Here is a 17,957-nt window from a genome sequence, read left to right as displayed (position 1 = left end):
GCCGGGCACCCACAAGGTGCCCGGCCGGACCGCTTCAGAGCCTTTCCGGCCCTGAACCGCAGGACAGGCCCTGGCCGTGCCGCTGGTCTCCATTGCCTTGTCGGCCCCTCCGATCAATTAGGTTGGAGGTGCAGCGGGGCATCTGCAAGCACGAGAAGAATTGGGCTGATACCCGGGATGAATACACGAAGCCGCACCAGGCTCAACCAGACGCCCGAGTGGACCGCTCTGGGCAAGCACCGCGAGCAGTTCGGAACGACGCATCTGCGCCGGCTCTTCGCGGACGATCCGCAGCGCGGCACCGGATACACCCTGACGGTCGGCGATCTCTACGTCGACTACTCCAAGCACCTGGTCACCGACGAGACGCTGCGGCTGCTGCGCGAGCTCGCCGCGGCCACCGGGGTGGCCGGGCTGAGGGACGCGATGTTCCGCGGCGAGAAGATCAACACCACCGAGGACCGTGCCGTTCTGCACACCGCGCTGCGTGCCCCGCGCGACGCGGTGATCGAGGTCGACGGCGAGAACGTGGTGCCGGGTGTGCACGCAGTGCTCGACCGGATGGCGGCGTTCTCCGACCGCATCAGGTCGGGGGAGTGGACCGGTCACACCGGCAAGCGCATCAAGAACGTCGTCAACATCGGCATCGGCGGCTCCGATCTCGGCCCCGCCATGGCGTACGAGGTGCTGCGCTCCTTCACGGACCGCGAGTTGACCGTCCGCTTCGTGTCGAACGTCGACGGCGCCGACCTCCACGAGGCGGTGCGCGACCTCGACCCGGCCGAGACACTCTTCGTCATCGCGTCGAAGACGTTCACCACGATCGAGACGATCACCAACGCCACCTCCGCCCGCAACTGGCTGCTGACCGGTCTGAACGCCGGTCAGGACGCGGTCGCCAAGCACTTCGTGGCGCTGTCCACGAACGCCGGCAAGGTCGCGGAGTTCGGCATCGACACCGCCAACATGTTCGAGTTCTGGGACTGGGTCGGCGGCCGTTACTCCTACGACTCCGCCATCGGCCTCTCACTGATGATCGCCATCGGCCCGGAGCGGTTCCGCGAGATGCTCGACGGCTTCCACCTGGTCGACGAGCACTTCCGCACCGCCCCCGCCGAGTCCAACGTCCCCCTGCTGATGGGCCTGTTGGGCGTCTGGTACGGCGCGTTCTTCGACGCCCAGTCGCACGCCGTGCTGCCGTACAGCCACTATCTGTCCAAGTTCACCGCTTACTTGCAGCAGCTGGACATGGAGTCCAACGGCAAGTCCGTGGACCGGCACGGCGATCCGGTCGACTGGCAGACCGGGCCGGTCGTCTGGGGCACCCCCGGCACCAACGGACAGCACGCCTACTACCAGTTGATCCACCAGGGCACCAAGGTCATCCCGGCCGACTTCATCGGCTTCGCCGAGCCGGTCGCCGACCTGCTGCCCGGCCTGGTCGCCCAGCACGATCTGCTGATGGCCAACTTCTTCGCCCAGACCCAGGCGCTTGCCTTCGGCAAGACGCCGGAGGAGGTCCGTGCCGAGGGTGTCGCCGAGGAACTGGTGCCGCACAAGACCTTCCGGGGCAACCACCCGACGACGACGATCCTCGCCGACCGGCTCACCCCGTCCGTGCTCGGCCAGCTGATCGCGCTGTACGAGCACAAGGTCTTCGTCCAGGGCGCCGTCTGGAACATCGACTCCTTCGACCAGTGGGGCGTCGAACTCGGCAAGGTCCTCGCCAAGAAGATCGAGCCGGTACTCACCGAGGGCAAGGGGGGCGAGCAACTGGACAGCTCGACCGCCGCGCTCGTCGAGGCGTACCGCGCCCGCCGGGGGCGCTGAGCCGATGACCACGGGGGAGGGGACGGTGCGGCTGCGGCCGCCGAACAACACGCTGGATCCGAGGGCCGTGGGGTGGTGGCGGGCCCAGTGGCTGCTGCTGACCGCCGCCCCCGTGGTCGTCCTGGCCGTGCTGGGTTTGCTCATCGGTTCCGCCCGGTTCTGGTTGCTGCTGCCCGCCGCGGTCCTCACGGCCCTCGGCGCCGGCTGCGCCGCCCTCCTCCCCGCGTGGTGGTTCCGCACCCACCGCTGGGAGGTCACCGACGAAGCGGTGTACGTCAGGACCGGGGTCCTCCGGCAGGAGTGGCGGATCGCTCCGATGTCCCGGATCCAGACCGTGGACACCGTGCGCGGACCGCTCGAACAGCTCTTCCGGCTCGCCACGGTCACCGTCACCACCGCCTCGGCCAAGGGCGCGCTGCGGATCGAGGGGCTCGACCACGAAACGGCGGCAGGGCTGGCCGAGCGGCTCACCCGGATGACCCAGGACACCCCAGGGGACGCCACATGAGCTCCGAGGCGGCGCTCTCCCCCTCCCCGGACGCCGGGGACGGCCGGAGCCCGTCCCAGGAGCCCGGCAGAGTCACCGTCGCCGACTGGCGGCGGCTGGACCGGCGTACGGTCCTCCTCAGCGCACTCGTCACGGCCGGAGTGGTGGCCGGTGCGGCCGTGCCGACCACGCTCGGCCTGTCCGGGTGGGTCGGCCTCGGGCCCGCGGTCGCCTGGGCCGTCGCCGGCTCGATCCTGCTGATCGGCTCCGCGGCGGTCGGCGACCACGTTCGGTGGCGCCGCACCCGCTACCGCATCGGCGCCGACCGGGTCGAGCTCCACACCGGGCTGTTCCTGGTCAAGAAGCGCTCACTGGCCCGCGAACGCATCCGCAGCGTCGACGTCACCGCCCATCCGCTGCAACGGGTGCTCGGCCTGGTCACCGTCCGCATCGGCACCGGCGAGCACTCCGGCAACGACTCCACCCTGGAACTCGACCCGGTCACCCGGACCGAGGGCGAACGGCTCCGCCACGCACTGCTGGCACGCGCGGCCGCCGACGCCCCGGGCACCCACCGCGAGGGCGAACTCGCCGCCCTCGATCCGCGCTGGATCCGCTACGCACCGGTCTCCTTCGTCGCCCCCGCGCTCGGCGGTGCGGCGGTCGGCGCGGTGATGCAGGTCAGCGACTGGTTCGGGGCGCAGGGGAAGGTGATCGAGTGGGTCGGCGACCGCTTCCGGGACACCTCGCTGCTCACCATGATCGTGATTCTCGTCGTCGCCGCGGCGCTCGCCGGTGTTGCCGGCGCGCTCGGACTGTGGGTCGAGATGTGGTGGAACTACCGGCTGGAGCGCGAGCCCGGTGGCACCCTGCGCATCCGGCGCGGACTGCTGACCTCCCGCTCCGTCTCCATCGAGGAACGCCGGCTGCGCGGGGTCGACCTCGTCGAACCCCTCGGCATCCGGACCTTCGGCGCGGCCCGGCTCGACGCGATCACCACCGGACTCGCCAAGGACGACGAGGAGCAGCACGGCGACCACAACACCCTGCTGCCCGCCGCGCCCAGGTCCGTCGCCGACGCGGTGGCCGCCGACGTCCTGCGCGAGACCACGTCCCCGACCGGCGCCCGGCTGACCGTGCACCCCTCCGCGGCCCGTGGCCGCAGGCTGCGCAGGGCGCTCCAGGTCGTCGCGGCCCCGGTGCTGGTCCTGGCTGTCCTCGGCGTGCTGCTGACATCTGTACTGCTCTGGATCGCGCTCGCCTGCGCCGTCGTGGGCTCGGCGGCCGGGGTGTTCCTGGCCCGGGACGCGTACCGCGGGCTGGGGCACACCATCAGCGGCGACTACCTGGTGGTGAGGTCCGGCAGCATCAGGCGCTCGACCGCCGCGCTGGAGCGGGCCGGAGTCATCGGCTGGACGGTCCGGCAGACCTGCTTCCAGCGGCGGGCCGGGGTGCTGAGCGTCACCGCGACGACGGCCGCCGGAGCGGGCGCGTACACGGCGTACGACACGGATGTGAGCGAGGGCCTCCGGTTCGCCTCCGAGGCTGTGCCCGGCCTGCTGGAACCCTTCCTGGAGCGTGTCCCGCCGCCCACCGGCTGACCCCTCTCAGCCGTGCGTGGTGTCGATGACGCGGAACCGATTGCCCCGGGGCCCGGGGCGGCCGGCCGGGTACAGTTCCCGGTCGGCCCCCACCGCCCCGAGCGCGATCAGCGGGTCCCGCCCCCTCGGCGCACTGCCCCGCGGCGTACAGACCGAGGTGGACCCGGGGGACCTCCTGCACCGGCGTACCGCTGCGCACCGGGGCCGCCCCGGCGCCGGGCTCCTCGGCCGGGACCGGCACCACCCGGTCGTCCTGCGCCGGCTCACGCTCCGCACGGCCGGGCGCGCCTTCAAGAACTCCGCCGCACGCCGTACGCACCTGTCGCCACGGTCCCGATGCGCACCATGGGCCGAGTCCTGCACGCTGCCCACGCAACGGGCCCGGCCGCTCCGAGGAGCGAACCGGGCCCGTGCGCAACTGTACTGACGATCCCTCAGGGAGAGGCCGGCGGATACAGCGCGCGCGGCAGCCGGGAGGCCGCCGCCGCGTCCATCAGCCACAGGGTGCGGCTGCGGCCGTACGCACCGGCAGCCGGGGCCTGGATCTCCCCGGCGCCCGAGAGTGCGATCTCCGCGGCCTCCGCCTTGTCCTCGCCCGCGGCGAGCAGCCACACCTCGCGCGCCGCCCGGATCGCGGGCAGCGTGAGCGAGACGCGGGTGGGCGGCGGCTTGGGGGCGCCGTGCACACCGACGACGGTGCGCTCGGTCTCCCGTACCGCGGGCAGCTCCGGGAAGAGCGACGCGACATGAGTGTCCGGGCCGACGCCCAGCATCAGCACATCGAACGTCGGCACCGGGCCGTGGTCCTCGGGACCGGCCGCGGCGGCCAGCTCCTCGGCGTACGAGGCCGCCGCCGCGTCGGCGTCATTGCCGAACGGGCCGTCCGAAGCGGGCATCGCGTGCACCCGGGACGGGGTCAGCGGCACCGAGTCCAGCAGGGCCTCGCGGGCCTGCGTGACATTGCGCTCCGGATCGCCCTCCGGCAGGAACCGCTCGTCGCCCCACCACAGATCGAGCCGCGACCAGTCGATCGCGTCCCTGGCGGGCGCACCGGCGAGCGCGGCCAGCAGGCCGTTGCCGTTGCGCCCGCCGGTGAGCACCACCGAGGCGTAACCGCGTGCAGCCTGGGCGTCCACGACCCTCGTGATCAGCCGGGCCGCGGCGGCCTGCGCCATCAGCTCCTTGTCGCGGTGCACGACGAGTTGAGGGGTACTCACTTCGACGCCGCCTTCTTGGCCGCGGTCTTCTTCGCGGCGGCCGGGGCGGTGGCCGCCGCGGGCTCGGCCGGCTTCGGCTGGGCCGGTCCGCCGAGCTGTGCCACGCCGAACTTCACCGTCGCCCCGTAGGTGTTGTCCGGGTCCAGACGGCGCAGCTCCTCGGCGAGCAGCTCGGCGGTGTCCCGTCGCTTGAGCGCCACGGCACGGTCCGGCTGGCCATGCATCGAGAGCGTGGCCAGCGAACCGTCGGGACGGTCCAGGACGATGACGCCGTTCTTGGTCTCCATCCGCACGGCCGTCAGACCGGGACCGGTGGAGACGGTGCGTTCCACCGGCACCTTGAGCCGGTCCGCGAGCCACATGGCGAGCAGCTCGCAGCTCGGGTTCTCCGACTCGCCCTCGACCGTCGCCGACACGAGCTCGGCATGCTGCTGGTCGAGTGCGGCGGCCAGCATCGAGCGCCACGGCGTGATGCGGGCCCAGGCCAGATCGGTGTCGCCCGGGGTGTACGAGTCGGCGCGCACCGCCAGCTCCCCGGCCGGGTTCTCCGCCGAGTACGCGTCCGTGATCCGGCGCTGGGCGAGCGCGCCCAGCGGGTCCTTCGCCGGGTCGGCGGGTGCGTCCTCGGGCCACCAGACCACGACCGGGGCGTCCGGCAGCAGCAGCGGCAGGACCACCGACTGGGCGTGGTTGACCAGCTCGCCGTGCAGACGCAGCACGACCGTCTCGCCGGCGCCCGCGTCGGAACCGACCCGCACCTCGGCGTCGAGCCGGGCGTCCCGGCGGCTGCGCGGCGAGCGGCTGACCCGCTTGATCACCGCGATGATCCGCGAGGGATGCTCGCGCGAGGCGTCACCGGCCGACTTGAGCGCGTCGTAGGCGTTCTCCTCGTCGGTGACGATGACCAGGGTGAGCACCATGCCGATGGCCGGGGTGCCGATGGCACGACGGGCCGAGACCAGCGCCTGGTTGATCTTGCTGGAAGTGGTCTCCGTGAGATCGATCTTCATGGCCGGCGCCAGCTCCGTCCGTCTCGTGCGAGCATCTCGTCGGCCTCGGCCGGACCCCAGGTGCCTGCCGGGTACTGGGCGGGCTTGCCGTGCTTGTCCCAGTACTCCTCGATCGGGTCGAGGATGTTCCAGGAGAGCTCGACCTCCTGGTGCCGCGGGAAGAGGTTGGCGTCGCCGAGCAGCACATCGAGGATGAGCCGCTCGTAGGCCTCCGGGCTGGACTCCGTGAAGGACTCGCCGTAAGCGAAGTCCATCGTGACGTCCCGGACCTCCATCGAGGTACCGGGCACCTTGGAGCCGAACCGCACGGTCACGCCCTCGTCCGGCTGGACCCGGATGACCAGGGCGTTGCCGCCCAGCTCCTCGGTGGCACCGGACTCGAAGGGCAGGTACGGGGCCCGCTTGAAGACGACCGCGATCTCCGTGACCCGGCGGCCGAGCCGCTTTCCGGTACGGAGGTAGAACGGCACGCCCGCCCAGCGGCGGTTGTTGATCGTCAGCTTGATCGCGGCGTAGGTGTCGGTCTTCGACTTGGGGTCGATGCCGTCCTCTTCGAGGTAGCCGGGGACCTTCTCGCCACCCTGCCACGCGTGCACGTACTGGGCGCGCACCGTGTGCTTGCCCAGGTCCTCCGGCAGTTCCACCGCCGTGAGCACCTTGAGCTTCTCGGCGACCAGGGCCTTCGGGTGGAAGGAGCCGGGCTCCTCCATCGCGGTCAGCGCCAGCAGCTGGAGCAGGTGGTTCTGGATGACGTCGCGGGCGGCGCCGATGCCGTCGTAGTAGCCGGCCCGGCCGCCGATGCCGATGTCCTCGGCCATCGTGATCTGGACGTGGTCGACGTACGACCTGTTCCAGATCGGCTCGAACATCGTGTTGGCGAATCGCAGCGCCAGGATGTTCTGGACGGTCTCCTTGCCCAGGTAGTGGTCGATCCGGAAGACCTCGTTGGGCGGGAACACGTCGTGCACGATCCGGTTGAGCTCCTGAGCGCTCTTCAGGTCGTGGCCGAAGGGCTTCTCGATGACGGCACGCCGCCAGGAGCCCTCCTTCTGGTCGGCGAGTCCGTGCTTCTTGAGCTGCTGGACGACCTTGGGGAAGAACTTCGGCGGCACGGACAGATAGAAGGCGAAGTTGCCCCCCGTGCCCTGCGCCTTGTCCAGGTCCTGGATCGTGGTCTTCAGCTGCTCGAAGGCGTCGTCGTCGTCGAAGTTGCCCTGGACGAAGCGCATCCCCTGGATGAGCTGCTGCCAGACCTCTTCGCGGAACGGCGTGCGCGCGTGCTGCTTGACGGCGTCGTGGACCTCCTGTGTGAAGTCCTCGTCCTGCCACTCACGGCGTGCGAAACCGATGAGGGAGAAGCCCGGCGGCAACAGGCCGCGATTGGCCAGGTCGTAGACGGCGGGCATCAGCTTCTTGCGGGACAAATCGCCCGTGACCCCGAAGATCACCAGGCCCGACGGTCCCGCGATGCGCGGAAGCCGTCGGTCCTGGGGGTCACGAAGCGGGTTGGCTCCGGGAACACCAGACAAGGTGGTCAGCCCTCCGAAGGGGCGAGGCGCTTGAGCTCCGCCTCGGTCGAGTTGAGCAGGTCGATCCAGGCCGCCTCGAACTTCTCGACGCCCTCGTCCTCAAGGAGCTGGACGACGTCGTCGTAGGAGATCCCGAGCTTCGCCACGGCGTCGAGCTCGGCGCGGGACTGCTCGTAGGTGCCCGCGATGGTGTTGCCCGTGATCTGCCCGCGGTCGGCGGTGGCGTCCAAAGTGGCCTCGGGCATGGTGTTCACCGTGCCGGGGGCGACCAGGTCGTCCACGTAAAGGGTGTCCTTGTACGCGGGGTCCTTGACACCGGTCGAGGCCCACAGCGGGCGCTGTTTGTTGGCCTGCGCCTTGTCCAGGGCGGCCCAGCGCTCCGAGCCGAAGACCTCTTCGTACGCCTGGTAGGCGAGCCGGGCGTTGGCGAGCGCCGCCTTGCCCTTGAGGGCCTTGGCCTCGTCGGTGCCGACGGTGTCGAGGCGCTTGTCGATCTCGGTGTCCACGCGGGACACGAAGAACGAGGCCACCGAGTGGATCCTGGACAGGTCCAGGCCCGCGCTCTTCGCCTTCTCCAGGCCCGCCAGGTAGGCGTCCATGACCTCGCGGTAGCGCTCCAGCGAGAAGATCAGCGTGACGTTGACGCTGATGCCCTTGCCGATGACCTCGGTGATCGCCGGGAGACCGGCCTTCGTCGCCGGGATCTTGATCAGCGTGTTGGGCCGGTCCACCAGCCAGGCCAGCTGCTTGGCCTCGGCGACGGTGGCATCGGTGCGGTGGGCCAGACGCGGGTCGACCTCGATGGACACCCGGCCGTCCTGGCCGTCCGTGGCGTCGAAGACCGGACGCAGGATGTCCGCCGCGTCCCGGACGTCGGCCGTCGTGATCATGCGGATGGCCTCGTCGACGGTGACCTTGCGGGTGGCGAGGTCGGTGAGCTGCTGCTGGTAGCCGTCGCCGTGCGAGATCGCCTTCTGGAAGATCGACGGGTTGGTGGTGACGCCCACGACGTGCTGCTCGTCGATCAGCTCGGCGAGGTTGCCCGAGGTGATCCGCTTGCGCGACAGGTCATCGAGCCAGATCGCCACGCCCTCGTCGGAGAGGCGCTTGAGTGCGTCTGTCATGAGAATTGCATCTCCTACTAGTCGTATAACGGCGTCAGCGCGTGGCTGCGGCGAGAGATTCCCGCGCCGCGGCGGCGACGTGCTCGCCGGTGAAGCCGAACTCGCGGAAGAGGACCTTGGCGTCGGCCGAGGCACCGAAGTGCTCCAGCGAGACGATCCGGCCGGCGTCACCCACGTAGCGGTACCAGGTCAGACCGATACCGGCCTCCACGGCGACGCGCGCCTTCACGGACGGCGGCAGGACGCTGTCCTTGTACGCCTGGTCCTGCTCCTCGAACCACTCGACCGAGGGCATCGAGACCACCCGGGTCGGGATGCCGGCCGCCTGCAGCTCCTCGCGCGCCTCGACCGCGAGGTGGACCTCGGAGCCCGTACCGATCAGCAGCACCTGCGGCGCTGTGCTCCGCCCGTCGGGCCCTTCGGCCTCGAAGAGCACATAGCCGCCCTTGGCGGCGTCCTCGTTCGCCTCGTACGTCGGAACGCCCTGCCGGGTCAGCGCCAGACCGTGCGGGGCACCCTTGCCGAACACCTTGGTGTAGCGGCGCAGGATCTCGCGCCAGGCGATGGAGGTCTCGTTGGCGTCGGCCGGGCGGACGATGTTCAGGCCCGGGATGGCGCGCAGCGAGGCCAGGTGCTCCACCGGCTGGTGGGTCGGACCGTCCTCGCCGAGACCGATCGAGTCGTGCGTCCACACGTACGTCACCGGCAGGTGCATCAGCGCGGACAGGCGCACGGCGTTGCGCATGTAGTCGGAGAACACCAGGAAGGTGCCACCGTAGATCCGGGTGTTGCCGTGCAGCGCGATGCCGTTCATGGCCGCGGCCATGGCGTGCTCGCGGATACCGAAGTGGATCGTGCGGCCGTACGGGTCCGCGCCCGGCAGCGGGTTGCCCACCGGGAGGAACGACGAGGTCTTGTCGATCGTGGTGTTGTTCGAGCCCGCGAGGTCGGCGGAGCCGCCCCACAGCTCGGGGATGATCTCGCCGAGCGCCTGGAGCACCTTGCCGGAGGCGGCACGGGTGGCGACGCCCTTGCCCGGCTCGAAGACCGGAAGCCTGTCCTCCCAGCCCGCGGGCAGCTCGCCGGCGGAGATCCGGTCGAACTCGGCAGCGCGCTCCGGGTTGGCGGTGCGCCACGCGGCGAAGGACTTCTCCCACTCGCCCCGGGCCTCGCGGCCGCGGTCCAGCGCCTCACGGGTGTGGGCGATGACCTCGTCGGCGACCTCGAAGGACTTCTCCGGGTCGAAGCCGAGGACCTTCTTCGTGGCGGCGACCTCTTCGGCACCGAGCGCCGAGCCGTGCGAGGCCTCGGTGTTCTGGGCGTGCGGCGCGGGCCAGGCGATGATCGAGCGGGCCGCGATGAACGACGGACGCCCGGTCTCGGCCTTGGCGGCCTGGAGCGCGCGGTACAGACCCGCCGGGTCCAGGTCGCCGTTGGGCAGTTGCTCGACACGCTGGACGTGCCAGCCGTAGGCCTCGTAACGCTTCAGGGTGTCCTCGGAGACCGCGGTCTCCGTGTCGCCCTCGATGGAGATGTGGTTGTCGTCCCACAGCAGGACCAGGTTGCCCAGCTTCTGGTGACCGGCCAGCGAGGACGCCTCCGCGGAGATGCCCTCCTGGAGGCAGCCGTCACCGGCGACGACCCAGACCATGTGGTCGAAGGGGGAGGTGCCGGGGGCCGCCTCCGGGTCGAACAGACCGCGCTCGTAGCGGGCGGCCATCGCCATGCCCACCGCGTTGGCGACACCCTGGCCCAGCGGGCCGGTGGTCGTCTCGACGCCGGTGGTGTGGCCGTACTCCGGGTGGCCGGGGGTCTTCGAGCCCCAGGTGCGGAAGGCCTTGAGGTCATCGAGCTCCAGGCCGTACCCGGCCAGGTAGAGCTGGATGTAGAGGGTCAGGCTGGTGTGACCGGCCGAGAGCACGAACCGGTCGCGCCCGGCCCAGTCCGCGTCGGCGGGGTCGTGGCGCATCACCTTCTGGAAGAGGGTGTACGCGGCGGGAGCGAGGCTCATGGCCGTACCAGGGTGGCCGTTTCCGACCTTCTGTACGGCGTCCGCTGCAAGGACACGGACAGTGTCCACGGCCCGCTGGTCCAATTCGGTCCACTGGAGATCTGTGGTGGTCGGCTTGGTGCTCACCCTGAGTCAGGGCTCCTCTCCACTGTCGTAAACCGGTGACTGTGACCGCACCGGGCGTTGTCGAGCCTACCCCCGTCGGAACAAGCATTTTCCGCTGCTTTCCAGGGTGCGGGCGGCCTGCGGAGTTCGCCTCCCGTATGAGCGCGACGGCTCACTTCTGCGCTGTTCCGATGAGCGCTTCTCCTTACTTATGAGGCCTCCGGTGAGCGTGCCCCGGTACTTCCCGTTCCGCCCCGCCGGGCGGGGCGCCCCGCCGGGCGGGGCGCTGCTTCCTCGCCGCTCCAACACGACCCACCCCCGCGAAGAACGGCCTGTCCCCAACGTCTACAGTGGTCTGGTTCGCGCAAGTCTTTATCGGGCCTTCACGCCCGGAGCTTGCTGGGATTTCTCTGTCAGGGGTGTGCGTGACGGCCGTCGAGTCCCGACCCGCAGGGGTCGCCTTGACTCCCAGCCCAGGGGGCCATCGCCCGTTCGGGGCCCGTGTCAAGGCTTTCGTGGCGCTGACCAAGCCGCGGATCATCGAGCTGTTGCTGATCACCACTGTCCCGGTGATGTTCCTCGCCGCTCAGGGTGTACCCGACCTGTGGCTCGTTGTCACCACCACCATCGGCGGATATCTCTCCGCCGGCGGCGCCAACGCGCTGAACATGTACATCGACCGGGACATCGACGCCCTGATGGACCGTACGTCGCAGCGCCCGCTGGTCACCGGCATGGTGAGCCCGCGCGAGTGCCTGGCCTTCGGTCTCGCCCTCGCGGTGATCTCGACGGTCTGGTTCGGCCTGCTGGTGAACTGGCTCTCGGCGGCGCTGTCGCTCGGCGCGCTGCTGTTCTACGTCGTCGTGTACACGATGCTGCTCAAGCGCCGCACCTCGCAGAACATCGTCTGGGGCGGCATCGCGGGCTGCATGCCGGTCCTCATCGGCTGGTCGGCCGTGACGAACTCGATGTCCTGGGCCGCGGTGATCCTCTTCGCCGTCATCTTCTTCTGGACGCCGCCGCACTACTGGCCGCTCTCCATGAAGGTGAAGGAGGACTACGCCCGGGTCGGTGTCCCGATGCTTCCGGTCATCGCGTCCAACCGGGTGGTGGCCCGCCAGATCGTCATCTACAGCTGGGTCATGGTGGCCGTGTCGCTGCTGCTGACCCCGCTGGGCTACACCGGCTGGTTCTACACGGCGGTGGCGCTGGCGACCGGCGGGTTCTGGCTCTGGGAGGCGCACGGCCTGCAGAACCGGGCCAAGGCCGGAGTGACCGGCGCGAAGCTCAAGGAGATGCGCCTGTTCCACTGGTCCATCACCTATGTCTCGCTGCTCTTCGTCGCCGTGGCGGTCGACCCCTTCCTGAGGTAGTCCCGCTCCTCTGTCCCTGCCGACGGGCGGGGTGCGTGGCCCAAGCCACGTACCCCGCCCGTCGCGCGTTGAGCTACCCGTCGGTAGCATCCTGAGTATGGCTGAGACGGCAGAGACCCAGATGGAGAGCGGCAAGCAGGCGGCCCGCGCGGAGCGCAGGGCTGCGAAACTCGCCAAGGAGATCGGCGCCTTCTCCAAGGCGCACGGCGGCGCGGAGGGACAGCTGGCCTACATGGGCCAGCGGGGCGCCCGGATCGTGCTCGTGGGCGAGGACGGCGGCTGGGGCGATCTGGTCGCTCCCTCGTACGAGGTCGCCGAGAGCGCCGCCCGGAAGGCCGGGATCACGATGCACGAGTCCTTCGACGGAGAGTTCGCCGCTAAGGTCCGCACCGGCCCCTACGAGTGGACGCGGATGGCCGGCATCCAGATCGGCGGCCCCTCCGACCGGGCCTGACCGCGCGGTTCCCCCGCATACGCCGATCGCCGGACGGTTCCGGGAAGGAATCCGTCCGGCGATCGGCGTATACGTGTGGGTCGGGGGAGGCGGCCGTCGGTCAGCCCGCCGCGGCGGGCTCCGGCTGCTCGGCCGCGGGGCCGGGCACCGCGGCCACGGCCACGGGGCGCTCACGCAGCGACAGGAGCACCCGCACGACCGCGATCCACACCAGGCACGAGCCCAGCATATGCAGGCCGACCAGGATCTCCGGCGTGTCGGTGAAGTACTGCACGTACCCGATCACGCCCTGCCCCATCAGCACCAGGAAGAGGTCGCGGGCGCGGTGCAGCGGGCCGATCGGCGCGTCGACGGCCTTCAGCACGAACCAGAGCGCGACGGTCAGCGCCACCACGACCCAGGCCAGATCGGCGTGCAGCTGCGAGATCATCTCCCAGTCGATCGGGATGCGGTGCACATCGCTGGAGTCGCCCGCGTGCCGACCGGCGCCCGTGACCACCGTGCCGACCGTGATCAGCAGCCCCGCGGCGACCGCGAGCAGCCAGGTCAGCTGGGAGACCGCCTTGCCGACCAGCGGCCGGGGGGCCTCGTCGCCCTCGCGGACCCGCTGCCAGGTCACCATCGCGACGGTGATCAGCGCCGTGGAGAGCAGGAAGTGCGCCGCGACGGTGTACGGGTTGAGGCCGACCAGCACCACGATGCCACCGAGCACGGCGTTGCCCATGACCACCCAGAACTGCACCCAGCCGAGCTTCGTGAGGCTGCGCCGCCAGGGCTTGGCGGACCGTGCGGCGATGATCGCCCAGCCGACGGCCGCGCACAGGACGTACGTCAGCATCCGGTTGCCGAACTCGATGGCGCCGTGGATGCCCATCTCGCTCGTCGCCGTGAGGCTCTCGTCGGTGCACTTGGGCCAGGTCGGGCAGCCGAGGCCGGAGCCGGTCAGCCGCACCGCGCCACCGGTCATGACGATGACGACGGCCATCACGACGGCCGACATGGCCGCACGGCGGACCGTACGGGGGGAGGGGGTCCATCGCTCGGCGATGTACTGGAGCGGGTTCCGCACGGCTTGAGCGACTTCGGCTCGGGTCAGCTTGGGCACGCGCACCATCGTAGGCGGCGGCTTGTGCAAGCTTTCACGAGGGGGACGAGTTACCTCGAATCGTCGACGAAGTGCGTTCGCCGCCTCACTCCCAGCGGAAGAACTTCGCCGCCGCGCCCAGCCCCAGGACCGCCCACACCGCCAGGATGCCGAGATCGTCCCACGGCATCGACGCGCCGTGCTGGAGCACCTCGCGCAGACCGTCGGACAGGGCCGTGATCGGCAGCAGCCCGAGCGCCGACTGCACCGCGTCCGGGAACTTGTCCAGCGGCACGATCACCCCGCCGCCGACCAGCAGCAGCAGAAAGACCAGGTTGGCCGCGGCGAGCGTGGCCTCCGCCCTGAGCGTCCCGGCCATCAGCAGCCCGAGCCCGGAGAAGGCCGCCGTGCCGAGTACGAGCAGCAGCAGGACGGCGAGGGGGTTGCCGTGCGGCGACCAGCCCAGAGCGAACGCGATCACCGTGAGCAGCACCACCTGCAACACCTCGGTGACCAGCACCGCGAGGGTCTTCGCGGTCATCAGCGCCCAGCGCGGCAGCGGCGAGGCGCCGAGCCGCTTGAGTACCCCGTAGCGCCGCTCGAAACCGGTGGCGATGGCCTGACCCGTGAAGGCCGTGGACATCACGGCCAGCGCGAGGATGCCGGGCGTCAGGAAGTCGACGGACTCGCCCGCGCCGGTGTCCACGATGTCGACCGCGCTGAACAGCACCAGCAGCAGCGTCGGGATGATCACGGTCAGCAGCAGCTGCTCGCCGTTGCGCAGCAGCATCCGCGTCTCCAGGGCGGCCTGCGCGCTGATCATGCGGCCGAGCGGGGCGGCGCCCGGGCGCGGGGTGTACGTACCGGCGCTCATGCGCGCAGCTCCTTGCCGGTCAGTTCCAGGAAGACGTCCTCCAGCGTGTGCCGCTCCACGGAGATGCCCGACGGCATCACTCCGTGCCGGGCGCACCAGGAGGTGACGGTGGCCAGCAGCTCCGGGTTGACGTCACCGGAGATGCGGTACGCGCCCGGGACGGTCTCGGCCGCCTCGGAGCCGTCGGGCAGCGCCTTCAGCAGCGAGCCGATGTCGAGACCGGGACGGCCGGTGAAGCGCAGGGTGTTCTCGGCGCCGCCCCGGCAGAGCGTCTCGGGGCTGCCCTGGGCGATGACCTTGCCCGAGTCGATGACGGCGACGTCGTCGGCGAGCTCCTCGGCCTCGTCCATGAAGTGCGTGGTGAGGACCACCGACACCCCGTCGGTGCGCAGCTCGCGCACGAGTTCCCAGGTGGAGCGGCGGGCCTGCGGGTCGAGGCCGGCGGTCGGCTCGTCGAGGAAGACCAGTTCCGGGCGGCCGACGACGGCCATCGCCAGGGCGAGCCGCTGCTGCTGGCCGCCGGAGAGCCGCCGGTAGGTCGTACGGCCGCAGCTGCCGAGGCCGAGGCGCTCGATGAGGGCGTCGACGTCCAGCGGATGGGCGTGGAGCTTCGCCATGTGGCGGAGCATCTCGTCGGCGCGTGCCCCGGAGTAGACACCGCCCGACTGGAGCATCACGCCGATCCGGGGGCGGAGCTTCTCGGCGTCGGCGACCGGGTCGAGGCCGAGGACCCGCACTGTCCCGGCGTCCGGGCGGCGGTAGCCCTCGCAGGTCTCGACGGTGGTGGTCTTGCCGGCGCCGTTGGGGCCGAGGACGGCGGTGACGGTGCCGGTGCGTACACACAGGTCGAGGCCGTCCACAGCGGTCTTGCGGCCGTACCGCTTCACCAGGCTGCGGACCTGTACGACCGACTCGCTCTTCATGGCGGGTAAGTCTAGGCAGGGCTGGGATGCCCACGGCCCCCGGGGCCGAATTAGGTAACCCTAAGTGATGAATGGCACCGTAGATCGTTTCGGACCGTGGTTGTCAGGGCCGGATGAATTACGCAACAATGGCGTTGTGAAATACGGCGAGGCCAGGCGGGAGTCACCGCAGGAGGAACTCGCGACCGGGGAGCGCTCGACGCGCAACCGGGTCGCGCGCTCCATCCTGGACCACGGCCCGTCCACAGTGGCCGAGCTGGCGAAGCGCCTCGGTCTCACCCAGGCCGCGGTCCGCCGCCATCTCGACGCCCTCGTCTCGGACGGCGTCGTCGAAGCCCGTGAGCAGCGCGTCTACGGGGCACGGACCCGCGGCCGCCCGGCCAAGGTGTTCGCCCTCACCGACTGCGGGCGGGACGCATTCGACCAGTCCTACGACAAGCTCGCGGCGGACGCCCTGCGCTGGATCGCCGAGACCGCGGGCGAGGAGGCGGTCGCCACTTTCGCCCGCGCCAGGATCGCGGCCCAGTCCGAGGCGTACCGCACGGCGGTCGAGGCCGCGGACCCCGAGGCCCGCACCGAAGCGCTGGCCAAGGCCTTGTCCGTCGACGGGTACGCTGCTACGGCGCGTAGCGCGCCGGGTCCGCAGCAGGGCGAGCAGCTGTGCCAGCACCACTGCCCGGTCGCCCATGTCGCCGAGCAGTACCCGCAGCTGTGCGAGGCGGAGACGGAGTTCTTCTCCAGCGTTCTCGGGACGCATGTGCAGCGTCTGGCCACCATCGCTCACGGTGACGGCGTGTGCACGACGTACATTCCGCGCAGCGGCCACTCAGCACCACAGACCACCAATTCAGCATCTGCAAGCACGGCCGGGAGGAACCCCGCATGACGCTCCCCACGGAGACTGCCCACCCTGAGCTCGAGGGCCTGGGCACGTACGAATTCGGCTGGGCCGACTCCGACGCGGCAGGTGCCGCAGCCAAGCGCGGGCTCTCCGAGGAGGTCGTCCGCGACATCTCGGCGAAGAAGAACGAGCCCGAGTGGATGCTGAAGCTGCGCCTCAAGGGCCTCAAGCTGTTCGACAAGAAGCCCATGCCGAACTGGGGCTCCGACCTGTCGGGCATCGACTTCGACAACATCAAGTACTTCGTGCGGTCCACGGAGCAGCAGGCGGAGTCCTGGGAGGACCTGCCCGAGGACATCAAGAACACCTACGACAAGCTCGGCATCCCGGAGGCGGAGAAGCAGCGCCTGGTCGCCGGTGTCGCCGCGCAGTACGAGTCCGAGGTCGTCTACCACCAGATCCGTGAGGACCTGGAGGAGCAGGGCGTCATCTTCCTCGACACCGACACCGCGCTGAAGGAGCACCCGGAGCTCTTCAAGGAGTACTTCGGCACCGTCATCCCGGTCGGCGACAACAAGTTCGCCTCGCTGAACTCGGCCGTGTGGTCCGGCGGCTCGTTCATCTACGTGCCCAAGGGTGTCCACGTCGACATCCCGCTGCAGGCCTACTTCCGTATCAACACGGAGAACATGGGCCAGTTCGAGCGGACGCTGATCATCGTCGACGAGGACGCCTACGTCCACTACGTCGAGGGCTGCACCGCCCCGATCTACTCCTCCGACTCGCTGCACTCCGCGGTCGTCGAGATCATCGTGAAGAAGGGCGGCCGCTGCCGCTACACGACGATCCAGAACTGGTCGAACAACGTCTACAACCTGGTCACCAAGCGCGCCGTGGCCTACGAGGGCGCGACCATGGAGTGGGTCGACGGCAACATCGGCTCCAAGGTCACCATGAAGTACCCCGCCGTCTACCTGATGGGCGAGCACGCCAAGGGCGAGACCCTGTCCATCGCCTTCGCGGGCGAGGGCCAGCACCAGGACGCCGGCGCCAAGATGGTCCACATGGCGCCGAACACCTCCTCCAACATCGTCTCCAAGTCGGTGGCGCGGGGCGGCGGCCGCACCTCCTACCGCGGTCTGATCGAGATCGGCGAGGGCGCGCCGGGCGCGAAGTCCAACGTGCTCTGTGACGCGCTGCTGGTCGACACGATCTCCCGCTCCGACACCTACCCCTACGTCGATGTCCGCGAGGACGACGTGTCGATGGGGCACGAGGCGACCGTCTCCAAGGTCTCCGAGGACCAGCTCTTCTACCTGATGAGCCGCGGTCTGACGGAGTTCGAGGCGATGGCGATGATCGTGCGCGGCTTCGTCGAGCCGATCGCGAAGGAGCTGCCGATGGAGTACGCCCTCGAGCTCAACCGGCTGATCGAGCTGCAGATGGAGGGTTCGGTCGGCTAGCGCAGCCTGACGACCGGATTCCCCGACCACT

The 17,957-nt window shown here is 70.1% G+C and carries 15 protein-coding genes; 7 read left to right on the top strand and 8 right to left on the bottom strand.

Annotated elements, in window-relative coordinates; genetic code table 11:
* Positions 1–177 precede the first annotated feature (177 nt).
* From pgi to ACWCQ6_RS00575, 3 genes are read left to right on the top strand one after another with little or no spacing between them, the layout of a single operon-like run.
* Positions 178–1,830 (top strand): glucose-6-phosphate isomerase, encoded by a 1,653-nt coding sequence (gene pgi / locus ACWCQ6_RS00585; RefSeq protein WP_451084575.1) that lies wholly within the window; start codon positions 178–180, stop codon positions 1,828–1,830.
* A gap of 4 nt (positions 1,831–1,834) precedes the next feature.
* Positions 1,835–2,338, top strand: a complete 504-nt coding sequence (locus ACWCQ6_RS00580) for a PH domain-containing protein (RefSeq protein ID WP_451084574.1) — start codon at positions 1,835–1,837, stop codon at positions 2,336–2,338.
* A complete protein-coding gene (locus tag ACWCQ6_RS00575) occupies positions 2,335–3,918 on the top strand; it encodes a PH domain-containing protein (protein WP_451084573.1) in 1,584 nt (527 codons plus the stop codon). The genes ACWCQ6_RS00580 and ACWCQ6_RS00575 overlap by 4 nt, the downstream gene beginning before the upstream one ends.
* Before the next feature lie 434 nt (positions 3,919–4,352).
* On the opposite strand, the gene pgl is transcribed toward ACWCQ6_RS00575, so the two are convergent.
* From pgl to tkt, 5 genes are read right to left on the bottom strand one after another with little or no spacing between them, the layout of a single operon-like run.
* Positions 4,353–5,135: a 6-phosphogluconolactonase gene (pgl, locus tag ACWCQ6_RS00570; RefSeq protein ID WP_451084572.1), complete on the bottom strand. Its 783-nt coding sequence runs from the start codon at positions 5,133–5,135 to the stop codon at positions 4,353–4,355.
* Positions 5,132–6,145 carry a glucose-6-phosphate dehydrogenase assembly protein OpcA gene (gene opcA / locus ACWCQ6_RS00565; protein ID WP_451084571.1) on the bottom strand — a complete coding sequence of 338 codons (1,014 nt, stop codon included), beginning with the start codon at positions 6,143–6,145 and terminating at the stop codon, positions 5,132–5,134. Before opcA ends, pgl begins: the two co-directional genes overlap by 4 nt.
* Entirely contained in the window at positions 6,142–7,674 is a 1,533-nt protein-coding gene (zwf, locus tag ACWCQ6_RS00560) for a glucose-6-phosphate dehydrogenase (RefSeq protein WP_451084570.1), read from the bottom strand. Before zwf ends, opcA begins: the two co-directional genes overlap by 4 nt.
* 5 nt (positions 7,675–7,679) lie before the next feature.
* Positions 7,680–8,798, bottom strand: coding sequence for a transaldolase (gene tal / locus ACWCQ6_RS00555; RefSeq protein WP_451084569.1), 1,119 nt, complete (start codon positions 8,796–8,798; stop codon positions 7,680–7,682).
* 34 nt (positions 8,799–8,832) lie between these two features.
* On the bottom strand, positions 8,833–10,935 hold the full coding sequence (gene tkt, locus ACWCQ6_RS00550; protein WP_451084568.1) for a transketolase: 2,103 nt from the start codon (positions 10,933–10,935) through the stop codon (positions 8,833–8,835).
* 398 nt (positions 10,936–11,333) lie between these two features.
* Between tkt and ACWCQ6_RS00545 the strand changes: the two genes are divergently transcribed.
* Both ACWCQ6_RS00545 and ACWCQ6_RS00540 read left to right on the top strand, forming a co-directional pair.
* Positions 11,334–12,287 carry a heme o synthase gene (locus ACWCQ6_RS00545; protein ID WP_451084567.1) on the top strand — a complete coding sequence of 318 codons (954 nt, stop codon included), beginning with the start codon at positions 11,334–11,336 and terminating at the stop codon, positions 12,285–12,287.
* Positions 12,288–12,384: 97 nt separating this feature from the next.
* On the top strand, positions 12,385–12,741 hold the full coding sequence (locus tag ACWCQ6_RS00540) for a hypothetical protein (RefSeq protein ID WP_451084566.1): 357 nt from the start codon (positions 12,385–12,387) through the stop codon (positions 12,739–12,741).
* 100 nt (positions 12,742–12,841) lie between these two features.
* Here ACWCQ6_RS00540 and ACWCQ6_RS00535 read toward each other — a convergent pair whose 3' ends face one another.
* From ACWCQ6_RS00535 to ACWCQ6_RS00525, 3 genes are all read right to left on the bottom strand, one after another.
* Positions 12,842–13,855 carry a COX15/CtaA family protein gene (locus tag ACWCQ6_RS00535; RefSeq protein ID WP_451084565.1) on the bottom strand — a complete coding sequence of 338 codons (1,014 nt, stop codon included), beginning with the start codon at positions 13,853–13,855 and terminating at the stop codon, positions 12,842–12,844.
* A gap of 76 nt (positions 13,856–13,931) precedes the next feature.
* On the bottom strand, positions 13,932–14,699 hold the full coding sequence (locus tag ACWCQ6_RS00530) for an ABC transporter permease (RefSeq protein WP_451084564.1): 768 nt from the start codon (positions 14,697–14,699) through the stop codon (positions 13,932–13,934).
* Complete coding sequence (locus ACWCQ6_RS00525) at positions 14,696–15,622, bottom strand: ABC transporter ATP-binding protein (protein ID WP_451084563.1); 927 nt, start codon at positions 15,620–15,622, stop codon at positions 14,696–14,698. Before ACWCQ6_RS00525 ends, ACWCQ6_RS00530 begins: the two co-directional genes overlap by 4 nt.
* 100 nt (positions 15,623–15,722) lie before the next feature.
* Here ACWCQ6_RS00525 and ACWCQ6_RS00520 point away from each other — a divergent pair, with 100 nt between their 5' ends.
* Positions 15,723–16,508 carry a helix-turn-helix transcriptional regulator gene (locus tag ACWCQ6_RS00520; protein WP_451084562.1) on the top strand — a complete coding sequence of 262 codons (786 nt, stop codon included), beginning with the start codon at positions 15,723–15,725 and terminating at the stop codon, positions 16,506–16,508.
* Complete coding sequence (gene sufB / locus ACWCQ6_RS00515) at positions 16,505–17,926, top strand: Fe-S cluster assembly protein SufB (RefSeq protein ID WP_451084561.1); 1,422 nt, start codon at positions 16,505–16,507, stop codon at positions 17,924–17,926. The genes ACWCQ6_RS00520 and sufB overlap by 4 nt, the downstream gene beginning before the upstream one ends.
* The last annotated feature ends 31 nt before the right edge of the window (positions 17,927–17,957 follow it).

The sequence above is a fragment of the Streptomyces sp. NPDC001880 genome (genome assembly GCF_053594575.1).
Note: the sequence above shows the minus strand (reverse complement) of the source record. Positions and strands in the feature narration are given on the sequence as shown.